We start from the raw sequence: 16,878 nt of genomic DNA on the forward strand, positions 1-16,878 counted from the left end.
GACAAGGTTGAGATTGCCGAACTGGTAGCCCGGTTTGCGCATTGCTCGGACTATGGAGATTGGGATCGCCCAGCAAATCGATCATGCGCAGGAATCGGACCGCCAGGCCGAAGGCAAAAATCGCCATTTCAATTTCAACCTCATGGTGAGCGAGTCGGACGGGCAGGTCGTGGCGGAATATGCATTTATGAACGTCAATGCCGGGCATGTTCCCATGGCGGCGAAAATCGTAGTGACCGGTCGGATGCGCGACACCGTCGTACGGACCGATGCGGGGTGGAAGATCGCCCATCGCTTCGTGCGTTTCGACCAGAATGTCCAATTTGATTTCTGACGGTAAGGCAAGGCGGCGCATGATGACGGATCATGCATTGGAGCGCAGTGGACCAAAGCGCAGTATGCGCCGTATAAATCAGGCTAAATCGCCACCGAAATCATCGGACAGATGTCTCTTCGCCGCCCGCCGCGATCGCCGATGCGCGTTGCCGGAACTCGCGTGGCGACAGGCCCGTTGCCCGCCGGAATGCCCGCGCAAAGCTGTTCCCATGCGAAAATCCGGCTTGTTCCGCCACTTGCTTCATCGGCATGTCCGCGCGTGCCAGCCATAGTTTCGCCTGCTCGACCTGATAAGCGCTGATATAGGCCGACACAGTCTTGCCGGTCAGGGCGATGAATTGGCGATGCAGATGCCGCGTGCTGATGCCGCACAGCGCAGCCAGTTCGGCGGCGTTGGGCATGGGCGCTTCTGCCTCGATGCGCTCGCGCACGCGGCGGAATTGCCATGGGGCAAGGCGGCTGGCCGTATCGGCAGCTGCGGCGTGATTAAAAACCCGACGCAATTCGACTGCGACCAGTGCGAACAGCGCCTCCATCGCTGATGGCGATCGATCGATCGGGTTGACGAGTTCCCGATGGGCAAGCCGCATCAAGCTGCGCAACGCATCGTTCCGAATATCGAGCAGCCCCTGTAGAAAGCCGAATGTCGGTTGCCCCCTGCCGACGATGGAGTCGCCGTTCTGTTTGTCGAAGACGCAGCGCATCACCCGTATCTGTCCCCCTTCGGAACGACCGCCCACCAGAACGCCTGGATGGCGCACAAATAGAGTGCCCATGAAACAACGCCGGTCGGGATCGATGTCGGGAAAATGGGCCGAAGCGTCCGCTGCCATCGGTGGCAATGACATCTCCAGCATGAGTTGCCGCTCGGTACGTTCGAAACTGACCATATCTGGCCAATGCCACTGAACCATTTCGAACCGTCCGCCTGGGACATTGCAAAAATCCATAACCTCAGCGGTGAAATCGATGCTCGTCATGCCTTCTTCTATCCCGCATCGCGCTGAAATGCGATGCCATCCCACGCGATATCTCATCTTCCGACCGACTTTCGGCGCAAACCGATGTATCGATCCACATCAACTTTTATAAATCGCAACGATACTGGCATAACAGTACGCAAACGGACGATTGATCCCCTTGAAGAGCACCATTATTTGGGCTTAAGGGAATGAGGTAGCAAATCGTGCGCATGAGCGGATTATAAGGGCTTGTTGGTATCCATATGCGTAGATAATCGCCTAAATAAGTTGACGAAAGCCATGCTAAATGGCGATTTTTTGGGGAGGGATGCAATGAAATCCATATTATTTGCAGGCGTTGCCGCGGTTTTTGCCATACCGTTTGCGACATCGGCACATGGGCAGGAACAAGCGGTAGTCGCCGCTCCACAGGGGCAGGCCGCCAATCTGGGCGACATTGTCGTAACTGCGCGCCGCTCGGCGGAAACCCTGCAGGATGTCCCGGTCGCCGTTACGGCGCTCAGTGGCGACTTTATCGAGCGTCAGAATATCTCCAGCGCCGCTGATGTGCCGCAATTCGCCCCGAACCTCACCGTCGAGCAGCAGCCGTCCAGCCTTTCGGCGGCGACCGTCTATATTCGCGGCATTGGTAATCAGGAGCCGTCGGCCGTCTCCGAACAGGGTGTCGGCATCTATCTCGATGGCATCTATCTGGCGCGCTCGGCAGGGGCGGTGTTCGATCTGATCGATCTGGAACGCATCGAGGTTTTGCGCGGCCCGCAGGGTACATTATTCGGCCGCAACACGATCGGTGGCGCGCTGCAGCTGATTTCCAAGAAGCCGACCAACGACATGGGCGTCACTGCCAAGGCGGGCTTTGCGCGTTTTAACGATTGGTATGTGCGGGCGCGGCTTGATACGGGCTACATCATCGGCGACGCGATCAAGGCGTCGATTTCGGGCCAGCATCGCCAGTCGCACGGCTATGTCGATAATCTGCTCACGCCTTCGTCGCAGGATCCCGGCGCGCTCAAGGCGGACTCGATCGCCGTGGGTCTTCAGGGCGATTTCGGCGACCTCACCGTCAATTATAATTTCGACTATGATGACCGCAGCGGCTCCCCGGCCTTCTTCCAGATCGTCGCCGCGACCCCACTCGCACAGGCTTATTATGCGCAGTCGCCCAGCTATGGTGGCGCGCCTTTCCTCGTTGATCCTGTACGGCAGGGGACGGTCCAGCAGGCGGGTTTTACCGATCGCAACGGCGATTTCCGTTATGGCAGCAAAACCCGGGTGCAGGGCCATGGCCTGACGATCAGCTATGAGCCCATCCCGGAGCTGACGATCAAATCGATCACCGGCTATCGCAAATTCTCGCAGGACACGATCCTGAACCTGTCGGGCAATGGCGTCCTGCGCGGCCCCGTCGTGGACTTCACCTCGCCCACGCTGGTTTCGATCCAGTCGGTCACGCCCTATAACGGCAACAACGCGCCCCAGAAACAATGGCAGTTCAGCCAGGAACTCCAGGCGCTCGGGAAGGTCGGCGACATCAGCTACCTGCTTGGCATGTATTATTTCTACGAAAAGGCGTCGGAATATAATCAGCAGGCGCTGACGTTGGTAACGCCGGTGTCCGGTCTGACCGCGCTCGGCTTCCCGCAAGCAGTGGTCGATGGCATCGCCGCGCTCAATCCCGGCCTGGCAACGGTCGGCGTCAACGCCAACCCGCTTCAGGCCTTTGGCGGCACGTCGCAGTCGATGGCCGTTTTCGGGCAGGCAAGCTGGAAACCTTCGGCGCTCGATGACAAGCTGGAAGTCACGCTGGGCGGCCGTTATACCGGCGACGACAAGACCGCCTATCTGGCGGGCGACGTCAGCCCGGTGCAGCGCGGGCGCAAGAGCTTCGATAATTTCTCCTGGCTGGCATCTGTGTCCTATGACGTCGTCAAGGATGTGATGATCTACGGCCGCGTTTCCACCGGCTATCGGTCGGGCGGCATCAACCCCCGCGCCAGCGTCATCAACAGCTTCGATCCTGAAAAGGCGACCGCCTATGAAGCGGGCATCAAGTCGCAGTTCCTCGACAATAGACTGCGCCTCAATATCGCCGGTTACATCACCGACTATGACGATCTTCAGGTCCAGCAATTCGCAGCCGGCAGCGGCGGTGCGACATCGCTGATCGTCAACGCGGGCAAGGTGCGATTGTCGGGTTTCGAAGCGGAACTGACCGCCCTGCCGTTTGCCGGTTTCCAGATCGACGGTTCGGTCGGTTATGTGAAGACGAAGTACAAGACGTTCCTGTTCCGTGATCCCGCGAGCAACGTGATCCTGGATGTCGCCAATGACGCCAAGCCGCTCTACACGCCGAAATGGAGTGTCCATCTGGGCGCGGAATATGCCTATCCGGTCGGCGATTCACTGATCCGCCTGCGCGGCGATTATTCGCGTCGCACGAAAATCTATTTCAACGCGCTCGACAATACCGCACCCTTTAATCAGGATCTGATTTCGCCGCCACAAACCAACGTCAAGGCGCGCCTGTCGTTCGAAAATATTGCAATGGGCGGTGGCAAGCTAGATATCGGCCTGTGGGGCGACAATCTACTCAATCAGAAGCGGCTGACCTATGGCATCGACTTTGGTGCGCTCGGTTTTGCCGGCGCCACCTTCAACAAGCCGATATCCTATGGGATCGACGCCCGGGTTCAGTTCTGATCGAAGGCCGAGACAAGGACGGGTGACTTCGCAGGCATCCTGAAGTCACCAGGCAATAATCAGGGCGCGAACCGGTCACTGCCGGTTCGCGCCCTTGTCATGTCTCCCTGCCTCTCCTCCCACTGAAATGCGAAGGTAAGGTGGGGTCACGCCGCCTGCGCAGATGCGAGGGCTTGGCCTTTCCTGAGAAGGCGCATGATATCGGACCGGCACCGCTCAGTTCAGCGTCGATCCTCCATCGACGGCGATGCACTGGCCGTTGATCCATGCCCCGTCCTCGCTCGCCAGATGCGCGACCATGGCGGCAATATCCGCGACTTCGCCGAGACGCGGCGAGCGCCCGCGTGCCAGCACCTCCGCCTGGAAATCATGGGGCATGGAGTCCCGCATTTCCGGCGTGACGACCAGTCCGGGCATGATGGCATTGGCGCGAACGCCTTTCTGGCCCCAAGCGCTGGCGACATGGCGGACCAGCGCGTTGATGCCCGCCTTCGCCATGGCATAGCAGGGCCGCACCGGTTCACCCCAGACGGCTGCGGCCGACGATGTGTAGATGATTGCGCCGCCGCCCCGGTCCAGCAATCTGGGCACCGCATGGCGGGTGATCCGCAACATGCCCTTCAGGTTCACGTCAAGCGTGCGCTCCATGACTTCGTCGGACACGCTCAAAGCGTCACTATCCTCGAAGATGATGCGCAGATCGGCGAAATTCGCATGCACCACGTCGATACCGCCAAAGGCCTGCATCGCGCTTTCGACAAGATTTGCAATAGATGCATCGTCCGTCGCGTCGAAGGCCAGGCCGATGGCGCGACCGCCCGCGCCGGTAATTTCGTCCACCAGACTGTCGATCCTGGCCTTTTCACCGGTGGGCGACGCAACGGCCAGCGTCGCGCCCTCCGCCGCCAGGCGCAACGCCGTCGCCCGTCCAATGCCGGTTGCGGCGCCTGCGACGATCGCGACCTTGTCGGTCATCCGCCGACATCCCATCCCGCTCATGCTGTCTCCTCTGCTATGCGGTGTCAGCGACCCATGGCGGCGACCGCTTCCGCGGCCCCGCGAATGGCGCCTTCGATATAGGTGACGCCGGTGCCGTCGCCGATCTCGGTCACGTCATGTCCGCCGGTCCGCAACAGATCCGCCAGCGTCGAATCCCCGTGCGCGCCCATGGCCACGACGACATGATCGGCGGGGATGCCCTGCGATTGCCCCGACGCGTCTGTGAAGCGCACGACCTGCTTGTCGATGCGGATGTCGCTGATGCCGGGGAACATGGCAACGCCATGGTCGCGCAGTTCGGACAGCAGCCGCATGCGCCGCACCACCAGCAGCCCGCCGCCAAACTTGGTCGCCTCCCCGACGATTGTAACCTCCCGGCCACGCTCCATCAGGAACTCCGCCAGTTCGCAGCCGACCAGTTCGCCACCGATGATGACGACCCGCTTGCCCAGCGGCATCCAGCTACGCGTTGCCTTGCGCACCAGTTCCAGATGGGCGGTCGCGCCGGTGGCTGCGCCGACCTTGGTCGCAATGCGCGTCGTCCAACTCGTCTTGCGGCGGATCGAAGCGCTGTCCTCGCCCAGCATCATACCGCGCAGATCATCGCCCGACAGCACGAAATCCTGATCATTGCCGGGAATAGGCGGCATGTCGCGCACCGCCCCCGTGGCGACGATCACCTTGTCCGGCTTCAAACTGGCGATCAGTTCAGGCGTCGCCTCCGTCTTCAACCGCACGTCCACCCGCGATGTGTCGATTTCGCGCTTCAGCCAGTTCAACAGCCGCTCATTGGGTTCATAGGCCAGCGCCGCAAAGCGCAGCGTCCCGCCCAGCCGATCCGATTTCTCGATCAGCGTGACCTTCGCACCCGCCTGGCTCAGCCTGCGTGCGGCCTCCATTCCGCCAGGGCCACCGCCGACGATCACGACATGGCCGGGCACGACAGCAGGCGCCCAGTCCAGATCCTCATAACCCGTTTCCGATCGCACCGCGCAGCGCACCTGTTCGCGCAGATAGGCCGTCGACACGCAGGTATAGCAATAGATGCAGGGCCGAATAGCGTCCGTCCGCCCCTCCGCCAGTTTAATCGGCAGGTCCGGGTCGGCCAGGATCTTGCGGCCCATCGCCAGAAAGTCGAACTGCCCATCGGCCAGCGCCTTTTGACCTCGGTCCAGTTCCACTCGACCCGATGCGATTACCGGTATGTCCACCACCTTGCGGATGGCCGCGGCGAATTCCAGATGAATGCCCGGTTCGTGCGGGATGTTGGACGCGGAATGCAGCTTGCCCTGCCCGACATCATGATAGGCGGTGACGGTGATGCCATCGGCACCGGCAGCCTCGACCATCGGGGCAAGTTCCCGCGCATGGTCGATGGTGATGCCATTCGGCTTGCCCATTTCGCGCGAGTCGATCTTGACCCACATTGGGAAGTCCAGGCCGACGGCGTCGCGCACCGCGCGCACCACCTCCAGCAACAGCCGCGCGCGTCCCTTCAGGTCGCCGCCATATTCGTCGCCGCGCTTGTTGGTCGCGGGCGACAGGAAGGAGGACAGGAGGTAGCCATGACCGCCATGCACCTCGATCCCGTCGAACCCCGCGCTTTTCGCGCGGACGGCGGCAGCAGCGAATTGTCGCACCGCGATCGCGATGTCGTCCTTGGTCAATATCTTGACCTCCGGCACGACGCCGCCTGCGAAGGCCGCCATTTCTTCGGGCAGGAAATAATCCGGAAAATCCCCGGCGAAGGGTGGGGGCATAGACGGTCCCCAGATCGGATGACCATCCTGCGCCGAATGGGCCGCGACCAGCCCGCCATGATGAAGCTGCGTCGCGATCAGGCCTCCAGCGGCATGAACGGCATCGACCAGTCGCTTAAGACCGGGCAGGAATTGATCATCGGAAATCGCACTTTGTCGGGGTTGCACGGCTCCGACGGGCCAGGCCACGCCCATCACGCCGGTCACGATCATGCCCGCGCCGCCCCTGGCCTGCGCCACATGATAGTCGATCAGGCGTTGGCCTACCATGCCATCCTCTTCGGCCAGGCTGACGCCCATCGCCGTTACGAAGATTCGGTTGGGGACGGTCAGCGCGCCGATCTGGCCGGGACTGGACAAAGTAAGCGATCCCGAGGAGGTCCGGGCGGCGGGGACTGCGGACATGTCGTCTCTCCTGCTTCTATATGCGTAACTTTAACGTTTTCATATCACGCCTAATGACGCTAGTCTCAAATAATGATCCACTATCGCGTAGTTATGCATCATGTGGGAGAGAAAAATGTTGCCACCTTGGCTTGACCGGGTCGCTCTGCACGATCTGGTGATGCGCTATTGCCGCGGATGCGACCGGCGCGATTTCGCGCTCGTCCGCTCGCTCTATCATGACGATGCGATCGATGATCATGGCGCCATGTTTACAGGGGGACCGGACGCCTTCGTCGCCTGGTTGCCCGAAGCGACCGCGCATTGGGATTTGACGCGCCACAGTATCAGCAACAGCCTGTTCGCCATCGACGGCGACCGGGCGGAAGGCGAACATTATGTCGAGGCGTGGCACCGCACGCGCGGGCCGGATGCACAACAGTTCATCGTGCTTGGCCGCTATCTCGACCGCTATGAACGGCGTGAAGGCGTCTGGAAATTCAGCTATCGCAGCCTGGTCTACGATCATGGATCGATCGTCCCGGTGGACGAAGAGAGCATGACACGCATGAGCAATGACGCGCCCAATGGCCGGATAGGGCGCGATGACCCATCCTTTGCCTTTCCCCTTCTGGCGGAACTGGGCGCATGAAGGCCGCACTATGGGATGGCGCGGCGCTGATCGTCAGCGACCGGCTGACGCTGCGACCACCCGGCGCTGGCGAAGTCCGCGTCCGGGTGCTGCGATCGGGCATCTGCCATAGCGATATCGCCATGATGACGCCGCACCTGCCCACATTGCCGATCGTGCTGGGGCATGAGGCCGCGGGCGAAGTCGCGCAGGTGGGGCTGGGCGTCGACGGCTGGGCCGTGGGCGATCGCGTCACCGTCGGTACGCAGACGCCGTGCGGAGAATGTCGCGAATGTCGCCGCGGGCAGCCGCATAATTGCGACATCAATTGGGGTTTCATGCCCCATTTCCCTTTTACGCTGGATGGCCAGCCAGTCGCCTCCTTCGCCAATGTGTCATCTTTTGCAGGTGAGATCATCGTGAAGGCATCGCAGTTGTTCGCGATCGAAGACATGCCGCCGGAGCAGGGGGCGCTCATCGGCTGCGCCGTATCGACCGGCGTCTGTGCCGCCCGCGTGCTTGGACGCGTGCGCGCGGGGGACAATGTGGTGGTGTTCGGGGTCGGCGGGATCGGCGTCAACGCCATCCAGGGTTCAGCCCGAAGCGGCGCTAACGTCGTTGCGGTGGACAGCAACCCGGCCAAGGAGGCCGTCGCGCGGCAGTTCGGCGCGACCGGCTTCCTGCACGCCGATCGGGAACAGGATAGTAGAGCTGCGGCGGCCCAGTTGGCGCAGGCGCATGGGCCGATCGACATAGCGGTCGAATGCAGCGGTGCGGTCGGCGCGATCGACACGGCGCTGAGCTGCATCAAGCGGGGCGGCCGCGTTGTGCTGATCGGCATGTCCCGACCAGGATCGCAGGCATCGCTCCCGCTCGACAGCTTCGTCACGGGGGGTGAGGTGATCGCCACCATGAATGGCGGTGCGCTGCCGCATCGCGACTATCCCGATCTCATCGCCCAGGCGCGCGACGGACGGTTGAACCTGGCCGATCAGGTCAGCGGCATCTGGCCGATCGACCGGATCGGGGAGGCGATCGCCGCACTCAAGGCAGGCGAGGTCACCCGCGCGCTGGTCGATCACGAACGGTAGAGCGATCTCTCGTCAGATGGAAACATCTGATGAGAAATCGCGGTAAAACATGAAGGCTCAGCCTTTGAACGTTTGGAGCAATTCGATCCTATGCCCCTGCGGATCGAAGATATAGGCCAGACGTAACCGATGTTCGGCGATCTCCGTGATGGGAACATCAACGGTCGCGCCCGCCGCTGTCGCCTTGTCTAGAGACGCTTCCAAATTCTCGACCATGAAACCAGTCGTCGCTTCGCCCGGCATTGGGCAGGCCGCATGGGGATAGCTGATGAGAATGAGGTTTGGGGAAGGGGGACGCGCGCCTGGCAGCGCCATAATCACCTCCACCATCATTTGCTCGCCTTCGCCGAAATTCACCCGGCCTACGACTTCCAGCCCCAGGCCGTCGCTGTAGAATGTCTCGGCGATACCGATATCCTTGACCTGGATTTTCGTGAAGGAGAAAGCCTGCATGAGTTATTCCAATCCCAAAATGTACGCATATCATCGAAAAAATTTGCATATTAGTGCATTGATATGAAATAAAATGCCATATTCAATACGCAAAATCAGGAGATGGTAATGGACGCGGAGCAAAAAGCCGATGGCGTGCGCCTGTCGGCAGAATGGCGAAAATTCTGCGATCAACTGGCGCAGGCGGGCGAGATTCTCGACCGGCCGAGTGCTCCGGGAACGCCGATCGACCAGGCCGAAGGGCTGCGTTACCTGTCGCGGCTGACCCGTACGGCGCTCAACATGCTGGTCGATTCGAGCGATCCCGATTTTCCGCGCATCTTTCTGTTGACCGACGACGCGATCAAGATCGGCGCGGACAATCCCGACAATCTCTACCAGCAGATCGTCGTCCGGGGCGACCGCGATTATCGCATCACCGGCACGCGCAACAGCGTTCCCTATTTTTCCATCGGGTCGAAAGCGAACCGTTACGCCATAGACGGCACCATGGCCTCGACCGGAGAGATCGAACTGGCCGACATGGCCTTCGCCCCCGACGGCAGCTTCGAAATCCTGGTCAGCAAGGTGGAAAAGCCGGGCAACTGGCTGCCCATGGCGGATGATACGACGCTGCTCATCATCCGCCAGACGTTCAACGACAAGCGGACCGAAGTTGCGGCGGACGTCCGGATCGAGCGGATTAGCGACGGACCTTCGGTGCCCGCGATCCTGGAACCGGACACCATCGCGGCGCAACTCAACGGGTCTGCGGCATGGGTTCGCGGCACCGCCAACACCTTTGCCGACTGGTCGCAATGGTTCATGGAACAGCCCAACCGCATCTATGACGGCAAGCCGCAGTCCTTCTATCAGCGCGCGGGCGGCGACCCCAAAATCTGGTACGGCCATATCTATTATAATCTCGCCCCGGATGAGGCTTTGGTCATCACCGCCAAGCCACCGCCATGCCGGTTCTGGAATTTCCAGATCGACAATTGGTGGATGGAATCGATGGACCATGTGAACCGCAAAGTGTGGGTCAATGGTGCGCAGGCCACCTATGAGCAGGATGGCAGCGTCGTGGTCGTCTGTGCCGATCGCGATCCGGGCTATGGCAACTGGATCGACCTGTCGGGCCATCGCAGCGGCACGGGCCTGTGGCGCTGGATCGAAGCGAGCGAGCATCCGGTTCCGCACTGCAAGGTCGTGAAACTTTGACCGACATACTGGCCGCGCGCCTGGCCGTGCTGGAGGACCGCGAAGCCATTCGCGGTCTGATCGCCCGTTATGGGCCGCTGGCCGATGCGGGGGACTGTGCTGGCGCGGCGGCGCTATGGACGGAGGACGGCATCTATGATGTCGGCGGCTTCGGCATCTATCGCGGCCGCCCCGCCATTCAGGCGCTATTGGAAGGGGAAAGCCATCAGGCGCTGATCCACGGCGGCGCGGCGCATCTGCTCAGCCCGCCGGTGATCACGCTGGATGGGGATCGGGCCACGGCGCAAAGCTATTCGGTCGTGTTCCGAAAGGTCGGGGAAAGCTGGCAAGCCCATCGCGTATCGAGCAATGGTTGGGATCTGATCCGCACGAAGGAGGGCTGGCGTGTCGCGCGGCGCGTCAATCGGCTGCTCGATGGATCGGCCGATGCGCGCGCCCTGATCGCAGGACAGGCTTTTCCGACCAACTGACTTGTCCGGCACGAACGTTCAAAAAGCGGCCCCATCCTAAAGAGGGGGCCGCTTTTGCGTGCCGACTATCGGTCAGGCGTCCTGACGCGCGGTGGCGAATTGCGTCTTGGCAAAGGCACAGGCATCGGCCATCGCCGCCTGCGCACCGGGCAGGAAGCCCAGCCAGGACACGAAGCCATGGACCATGCCCGGATAGCGTTTCACCTCGACCGTAACACCGGCCTTCTCGAGCACAGGACCATAGGCTTCCACTGCGTCGCGAATGGGATCGCACTCGGCGCTGGCGATGAATGTCGGGGGCAGGCCTTCATGACTGGCGGCCTTCATCGGGCTGGCGCGGACATCCTCATAGTCGCTCTCGCTTTTGATGAACAATTCCCAGAAGAAATGCGCGTCATCCATACGCAGCACCGGCCCATCGGCATAGTCGATCGCTGACCCTTCCTCCGGGATCGGATGGATGCCGGGGCCATACCAGTTGATCACGGCGGATAATTTGGGGGCGCCGGCCTCCTTTGCCAGCAGCGCGCAGGCACTGGCAATGACGCCGCCGGCGCTGTCTCCCGCTACGCCGATCAACCCAGGGTCGCCGCCCAATTCCGCAGCATGGGCGGCCGCCCACTGGGTCGCGGCCCAGCTATCGTCGAACGCTGCAGGGAATTTATGTTCGGGCGCCAGCCGATAATCGACCGACACCACGATGCTGTCCGCACCCGCCGACAAGCCACGCGCGATCATGTCCTGCGTATCGAGATCACCGACGACGAAGCCGCCGCCATGGAAATAGGCGATGACGGGGAAGGGGCCAGACCCTTCGGGCGTGTAGATCCGCACCGCAATCTCGCCCGCCGGGCCGGGAATGGTGCGATCGCTGATCGACGCCAGCGTGACAGAGGGTGGCGGAAGCTGGGTGGAACTGGAGCGCACGGCATCGCGCAGCATGGCGACGGGCATGGACCGCACCGGCGGCCATTCGGGTTGTCCAGCGAACATGGCTTCCAGTTGAGGGTCGAGGGGCATCCTATTTCTCCTGTTTGTTCCAGAACAACCGCGCCATCCGCAGCGCGCCGCCGCCTGCGTTGTGCGACTGGGCTGCGAGCATCGGCGCTATATAGTTCGCCATATTGCCGCGTGCCTAGCGGATAATGTCTCCCTCGCCAGACTTGCGCGAGGACACCTTGGAGAGGTGCATCCGCCTTGTTCCGCCAACCGTTAACGCGTAATCATTTCTCATTCAACCTGCATTTTGGATGGCTATATTCTGGCATGTTGAAGCGAAAGTGGATAAACCGCTGCGAAATTCTACGCAGTTCAATGTAAACAAAGCAGGCGATTATGACCATAAGGAAGGCAGCCCTCGACGGCATTCGTATCATAGATATGACCCGCGTGCTCGCTGGCCCCGTCGGCGCACAGATATTGGGCGATCTGGGCGCTGACGTAATCAAGGTGGAGCGTCCGGGCGCAGGAGACGACGGCCGGGTCTATGGCCTTGCCGAGGTGAAGGGCAAGGATGGCATGGACCTGCGCCAAGCGGGCTTTTTCGCGGCGGCCAACCGCAACAAGCGATCGATCACCCTCAACCACAGCAAGCCGGAAGGGCAGGACATCCTGCGCAAGCTGGTCGCGGGCGCCGACGTGCTGATCGAAAATTACAAGGTCGGCGACCTGAAGCGCTTCGGGCTGGATTATGACAGCCTCAAGGCGATCAATCCCGGCCTGATCTATTGTTCAGTAACAGGCTTTGGCCAGACCGGCCCGATGGCGGCGCGTCCTGGCTATGACGGTCTGTTCCAGGCAACCGGCGGCATGATGGCGGTCACCGGCATTCCGGACGGTCAGCCCGGAGCAGGGCCGTTGAAGGCAGGGCCGAGCCTGGTCGATTTCGTCACCGGCCATAATGTCGCCATCTCCGTCCTCGCCGCGCTCCAGCATCGCAACCAAACGGGTGAAGGACAGCATATCGATATCGCCCTGCTGGACAGTTCGGTGGCGATGGTCAGCCATATCATGCAGGATTATCTGCTGAGCGGCGTCACGTCGCCGCGCCTGGGCAATGGCGGCAATGGCGGCGGTCCGGCGGATCTCATTCATACCAGCGATGGCATGCTGTACCTCACCGCCGGTGGCGACGAACATTGGCGGCGGCTCACGGTGCTGATGGGTCAGCCCGAATTGTATCGCGACCCGCGCTTCGACGAGAATTACAAGCGGGGCAAACTGAACCGGCTGGAGTTGATTGACATCGTCAACGCATGGAGCCGGGGTTTCACATCCGAGGAGCTTCAGGCGAAATTCGATGCGGTGAGCATTCCCGCCGCCCGCTACAATGAGCTGCCGGAGGTCTGGGAAGATCCGCAGGTCCAGCATCGGGGTCTGCGCGTGACGACGCCGCACCCATGGTCGGCGACCGGTTCGGTCGATCTGATCGCCAGTCCGATGGCCAATATGTCGCAATCGCCCGCAACCATCCGCCGCGCGCCGCCGCTGCTGGGCGAACACACCGCCGAAATATTGGCCGAACTGGGTTATGACGATGCGCGCATCGCCCAGTTGCAGGAGATGAAGATCCTCTGATCGGGTAAAGGCTCCGGCGGCTTTTGCGGCCGCCGGAGCCTCACCTCATCCGCGCGGTTCCCTGGGCAGGCCAAGTCCGCGTTCGGAGATGATGTTGCGCTGGATCTGGTCGGTCCCTGCATAAATGGTGTCGGACCGGCTCATCAGATACATGTTGGGCAGTCCTTCGAACCGTTCGTCGCTCGATCCGATCTCGCCGACCTGGCCCAACACGTCCATCGCCAGTTCACCCAGCCCGACATGCCAGCGCGACCAGTATAGCTTGTAGCTATAGGCCGCACCTGACAGGTCTGCGCCGTCCTCGCCATCGGACAGCATGCGCAGGCCGTTATAGCGCATGATCTTCAGACCCGCATGGGCCTGGGCGATCTTCTGGCGGATGATCGGGTCGTTCGCCTTGCCGTTGGCCTTCGCCGCGGCGATGATCTCGTCCAGCTCATTCTTGAAATGCATCTGTTGCGCCAGGGTCGATACGCCCCGCTCGAAACCAAGGAGCGCCATAGCGACCTTCCAGCCTTCGCCTTCCGCGCCCACGCGGTCGATCGCCAGCGCCTTGGCCCCGTCGAAAAACACTTCGGCAAATTCCGCCTCGCCGGTCATCTGGCGGATCGGGCGGGGGTCGACGCCCGGCTGGTCCATCGGCACCATCAGGAAGGACAAGCCCTTATTGCCCACGCTCCCCGCTTCCGTGCGGCAAACGACGAAGCACCAGTCGGCGATCGTCCCCATCGACGTCCAGATCTTCTGCCCATCGATGATGTAGCTGTCGCCCTCGCGCCGGGCCTTGGTCTTGACGTTGGCCAGGTCCGATCCCGCGCCCGGTTCGGAATAGCCCTGGCACCAGATCGCCTTGCCGCTGGCGATATCGGGCAGGAAACGCGCCTTCTGATCCTCGCTGCCCATGGCGATCAGCGTCGGTCCCATCAGCTCGACGCCCAGATGGCCTGCGCGTGGCGGCCCCTTGGCGCGGGCATATTCCTCCGCAAAGATGATCTGCTGCGCGATGGAGGCATTGCGCCCGCCCCATTGCTCGGGCCAGCCCACTACGCTCCATCGCGCCTCGCCGAGCGCGGCTTCCCACGCGCGGCGTTCCTCGACATTGTCGACCTGGTTGGTCTGGCCGCGTATCGCCTTGAAGGGACCTGCGAGCTGGCTGTTCAGCCAGTCCGCCGCTTCTGCGCGAAACGCTTTCAATTCGGGGGCAAAGGCCAGTTGCATGGATCAGGCGACCTCGAACAGACCGGCGGCGCCCATGCCGCCCGCGACGCACATCGATACGACGACATATTTGACGCCCCGGCGCTTGCCCTCGATCAGGGCGTGGCCGACTAGCCGCGATCCGGTCATGCCGAACGGATGGCCGATGGCGATGCCGCCGCCATTGACGTTCAGCTTTTCCGGATCGATGCCCAGTTCGCGCTGGCAGTAGATGGCCTGGCTGGCGAAGGCTTCGTTGATTTCGAACAGGCCGATATCGTCGATCGTCAGGCCGGCGCGCTTGAGCAGCTTAGGAATGGCGAAGACCGGACCGATGCCCATTTCCTCGGCCTTGCAGCCCGCGACCTGGAAGCCGCGATACAGCCCCAGGATCGGCAGCCCTTCCTTCTGCGCGGTGGCCAGGTCCATGACGACTTGCGCCGATGCGCCGTCCGACAGCTGACTGGCATTACCGGCGGTGATATGCCTGCCTTCCTTGATGACCAACCCGTCCTTGAACACGGGCTTCAACGCCGACAGCTTTTCGAACGTCGTGTCGCCGCGCACGCCTTCGTCGCGGTCGAGCGTCACCTCTTCCTTGCCGCTTTCCGTCCCGTCCTTTTCGAACAAGGCCTTGGTGACGGTGATCGGCACGATCTCGTCGGAGAACTTGCCGGCGGCCTGTGCGGCGGCGGCGCGCTGTTGGCTGAGGGCGGAGAAACGGTCCTGGTCTTCGCGGCTGACATTGTAGCGGTCAGCGACGATCTCAGCGGTTTCGATCATCACCATATAGGCATGGGGGTCTGCTGCCTTGATGAACTCCGACCGGTTACGGAAGGCGGGCGCATGCTTGTTGATGGTCAGCGAGATGCTTTCCATGCCGCCAGCCACCGCGACGTCGATCTCGTCGGCGATGATGCCGCGTGCCGCGAGCGCGATCGCGTTGAGGCCCGAGGAGCATTTGCGGTCGAGCGTGAAACCGGCGGTGGTGTCGGGCAGGACCGAGCCATGGACCGTCAGCCGCCCCAGATTATAGCTTTGCGTATTCCAGTGATTGCCGACGCCCAGATAGACATCGTCCACCCGCGCCGGATCGATGCCCGCGCGCTCGATCGCCGCATTGACGACATGACTCGACAGGACCGGCGCTTCGGTGTCGTTGAACGCGCCCCGATAGGCTTTGCCGACGCCGGTGCGGGCGGTGGAGACGATGGCTGCTTCACGCATGGGTAATTCCTTGTTCGAAAAAAGCGGATCAGAAACCCGTCATGTTTGTGGGGCCCCAAAAGGCGCGCATTTCGACGACTTCGTCGGCTTCGTTGAAGCGGAATGTGTCGATCACGTCGATGCGCTTGGCGCCGCCGTCATAGTTGAGGTGAACTGCAAAGGGGAACACCGCATAGTCACCGGCGATGCGCACCGGCCCTTCCAACGTCAGCTTCGCGCCTGTCTGCATCAATTCGGCATAAAAGGCGCGGATCGCCTCACGACCATGATGAATTGGCGCGCCGATCGGGTCTTCGACCGTGGCGTCCTGCGCATAAAGCGCGGCAACGGCATCGGCACTGCCAGCATCGAATGCGGCGACATAGGCATGGACGGCGGCTTCCATCTTTTGCGGGTTCGGCATTGGGTTACTCCGGAAAATAGCGGGTGATGGCGTCGACCACGAGCGCAGGCTTGTACGCGCCCTCGATCTCCACGGTGATGCGGATGACGCACTGGATGGTGTCGCCCTTGGCCTCTTCGACCGACTGGATAACGCCGGTGCCGCGAATGCGCGACCCGACCTTCACCGGCATCAGGAACCGCGTACGGTCCATGCCGACATTGAGGCCGTTCGTGAACCCGCGCACCTCGATCATCTGCGGCATGAACAGGTTGGTGAGGCTGAGCGTCAGATAACCGTGCGCGATGGTCGCGCCGAACGGGCCGTCCTGGGCCTTGACGGGATCGACATGGATCCACTGATGATCGCCCGTGCAGTCGGCAAAGGCGTCGATCCGGTCCTGTTCGATCGTCAGCCATTCGCTGGCGTGCAGCGCCGTGCCGTCCTTGCCGATCAGGTCGCGCGGGCTTTCGAAGATCAACGGCATG

At 61.8% G+C, this 16,878-nt stretch carries 16 protein-coding genes; 7 read left to right on the forward strand and 9 right to left on the reverse strand.

Annotated features, from left to right (window positions below; all coding sequences use genetic code 11):
• Positions 1–52 precede the first annotated feature (52 nt).
• Positions 53–334: a nuclear transport factor 2 family protein gene (locus U5A89_RS04630; protein WP_338159988.1), complete on the forward strand. Its 282-nt coding sequence runs from the start codon at positions 53–55 to the stop codon at positions 332–334.
• Positions 335–434: 100 nt separating this feature from the next.
• Here U5A89_RS04630 and U5A89_RS04635 read toward each other — a convergent pair whose 3' ends face one another.
• Entirely contained in the window at positions 435–1,226 is a 792-nt protein-coding gene (locus tag U5A89_RS04635; protein ID WP_338159989.1) for a helix-turn-helix transcriptional regulator, read from the reverse strand.
• A gap of 405 nt (positions 1,227–1,631) precedes the next feature.
• On the opposite strand from U5A89_RS04635, the gene U5A89_RS04640 reads away from it, so the two are divergent.
• Positions 1,632–4,019 carry a TonB-dependent receptor gene (locus tag U5A89_RS04640; protein WP_338159990.1) on the forward strand — a complete coding sequence of 796 codons (2,388 nt, stop codon included), beginning with the start codon at positions 1,632–1,634 and terminating at the stop codon, positions 4,017–4,019.
• 216 nt (positions 4,020–4,235) lie between these two features.
• On the opposite strand, the gene U5A89_RS04645 is transcribed toward U5A89_RS04640, so the two are convergent.
• A complete protein-coding gene (locus tag U5A89_RS04645) occupies positions 4,236–4,994 on the reverse strand; it encodes an SDR family NAD(P)-dependent oxidoreductase (protein WP_338159991.1) in 759 nt (252 codons plus the stop codon).
• Between the two features lie 47 nt (positions 4,995–5,041).
• Positions 5,042–7,183, reverse strand: coding sequence for an oxidoreductase (locus U5A89_RS04650; protein ID WP_338159992.1), 2,142 nt, complete (start codon positions 7,181–7,183; stop codon positions 5,042–5,044).
• 115 nt (positions 7,184–7,298) lie between these two features.
• Here U5A89_RS04650 and U5A89_RS04655 point away from each other — a divergent pair, with 115 nt between their 5' ends.
• Together U5A89_RS04655 and U5A89_RS04660 are read left to right on the forward strand one after the other, a co-directional pair.
• On the forward strand, positions 7,299–7,814 hold the full coding sequence (locus tag U5A89_RS04655; protein WP_338159993.1) for a nuclear transport factor 2 family protein: 516 nt from the start codon (positions 7,299–7,301) through the stop codon (positions 7,812–7,814).
• Positions 7,811–8,884, forward strand: coding sequence for an alcohol dehydrogenase catalytic domain-containing protein (locus U5A89_RS04660; RefSeq protein WP_338159994.1), 1,074 nt, complete (start codon positions 7,811–7,813; stop codon positions 8,882–8,884). The genes U5A89_RS04655 and U5A89_RS04660 overlap by 4 nt, the downstream gene beginning before the upstream one ends.
• Positions 8,885–8,941: 57 nt before the next feature.
• Here U5A89_RS04660 and U5A89_RS04665 read toward each other — a convergent pair whose 3' ends face one another.
• Positions 8,942–9,337 carry a VOC family protein gene (locus U5A89_RS04665; protein ID WP_338159995.1) on the reverse strand — a complete coding sequence of 132 codons (396 nt, stop codon included), beginning with the start codon at positions 9,335–9,337 and terminating at the stop codon, positions 8,942–8,944.
• 108 nt (positions 9,338–9,445) lie between these two features.
• Between U5A89_RS04665 and U5A89_RS04670 the strand changes: the two genes are divergently transcribed.
• Both U5A89_RS04670 and U5A89_RS04675 read left to right on the forward strand, forming a co-directional pair.
• Positions 9,446–10,537 carry a DUF1214 domain-containing protein gene (locus U5A89_RS04670; protein WP_338159996.1) on the forward strand — a complete coding sequence of 364 codons (1,092 nt, stop codon included), beginning with the start codon at positions 9,446–9,448 and terminating at the stop codon, positions 10,535–10,537.
• Positions 10,534–11,007 carry a nuclear transport factor 2 family protein gene (locus tag U5A89_RS04675; protein WP_338159997.1) on the forward strand — a complete coding sequence of 158 codons (474 nt, stop codon included), beginning with the start codon at positions 10,534–10,536 and terminating at the stop codon, positions 11,005–11,007. Before U5A89_RS04670 ends, U5A89_RS04675 begins: the two co-directional genes overlap by 4 nt.
• A gap of 72 nt (positions 11,008–11,079) precedes the next feature.
• On the opposite strand, the gene U5A89_RS04680 is transcribed toward U5A89_RS04675, so the two are convergent.
• The gene (locus tag U5A89_RS04680) at positions 11,080–12,027 is read right to left on the reverse strand and encodes an alpha/beta hydrolase (protein WP_338159998.1); all 948 of its coding nucleotides are present in this window, start codon (positions 12,025–12,027) and stop codon (positions 11,080–11,082) included.
• Positions 12,028–12,342: 315 nt separating this feature from the next.
• Here U5A89_RS04680 and U5A89_RS04685 point away from each other — a divergent pair, with 315 nt between their 5' ends.
• Positions 12,343–13,584: a CaiB/BaiF CoA transferase family protein gene (locus U5A89_RS04685; protein WP_338159999.1), complete on the forward strand. Its 1,242-nt coding sequence runs from the start codon at positions 12,343–12,345 to the stop codon at positions 13,582–13,584.
• Positions 13,585–13,629: 45 nt separating this feature from the next.
• Here the strand turns inward: U5A89_RS04685 and U5A89_RS04690 are convergent, their stop codons facing one another.
• The 4 genes from U5A89_RS04690 to U5A89_RS04705 are packed head-to-tail and all read right to left on the reverse strand — an operon-like array spanning position 13,630 to position 16,877.
• Complete coding sequence (locus U5A89_RS04690; protein WP_338160000.1) at positions 13,630–14,802, reverse strand: acyl-CoA dehydrogenase family protein; 1,173 nt, start codon at positions 14,800–14,802, stop codon at positions 13,630–13,632.
• 3 nt (positions 14,803–14,805) lie between these two features.
• Positions 14,806–16,008: an acetyl-CoA C-acyltransferase gene (locus tag U5A89_RS04695; protein WP_338160001.1), complete on the reverse strand. Its 1,203-nt coding sequence runs from the start codon at positions 16,006–16,008 to the stop codon at positions 14,806–14,808.
• A gap of 28 nt (positions 16,009–16,036) precedes the next feature.
• Positions 16,037–16,411: a nuclear transport factor 2 family protein gene (locus U5A89_RS04700; protein ID WP_338160002.1), complete on the reverse strand. Its 375-nt coding sequence runs from the start codon at positions 16,409–16,411 to the stop codon at positions 16,037–16,039.
• 4 nt (positions 16,412–16,415) lie between these two features.
• A complete protein-coding gene (locus U5A89_RS04705; RefSeq protein WP_338160003.1) occupies positions 16,416–16,877 on the reverse strand; it encodes a MaoC family dehydratase in 462 nt (153 codons plus the stop codon).
• Position 16,878: the final 1 nt, after the last annotated feature.

Source organism: Sphingobium sp. HWE2-09 (assembly GCF_035989265.1).
Taxonomy (GTDB): domain Bacteria; phylum Pseudomonadota; class Alphaproteobacteria; order Sphingomonadales; family Sphingomonadaceae; genus Sphingobium.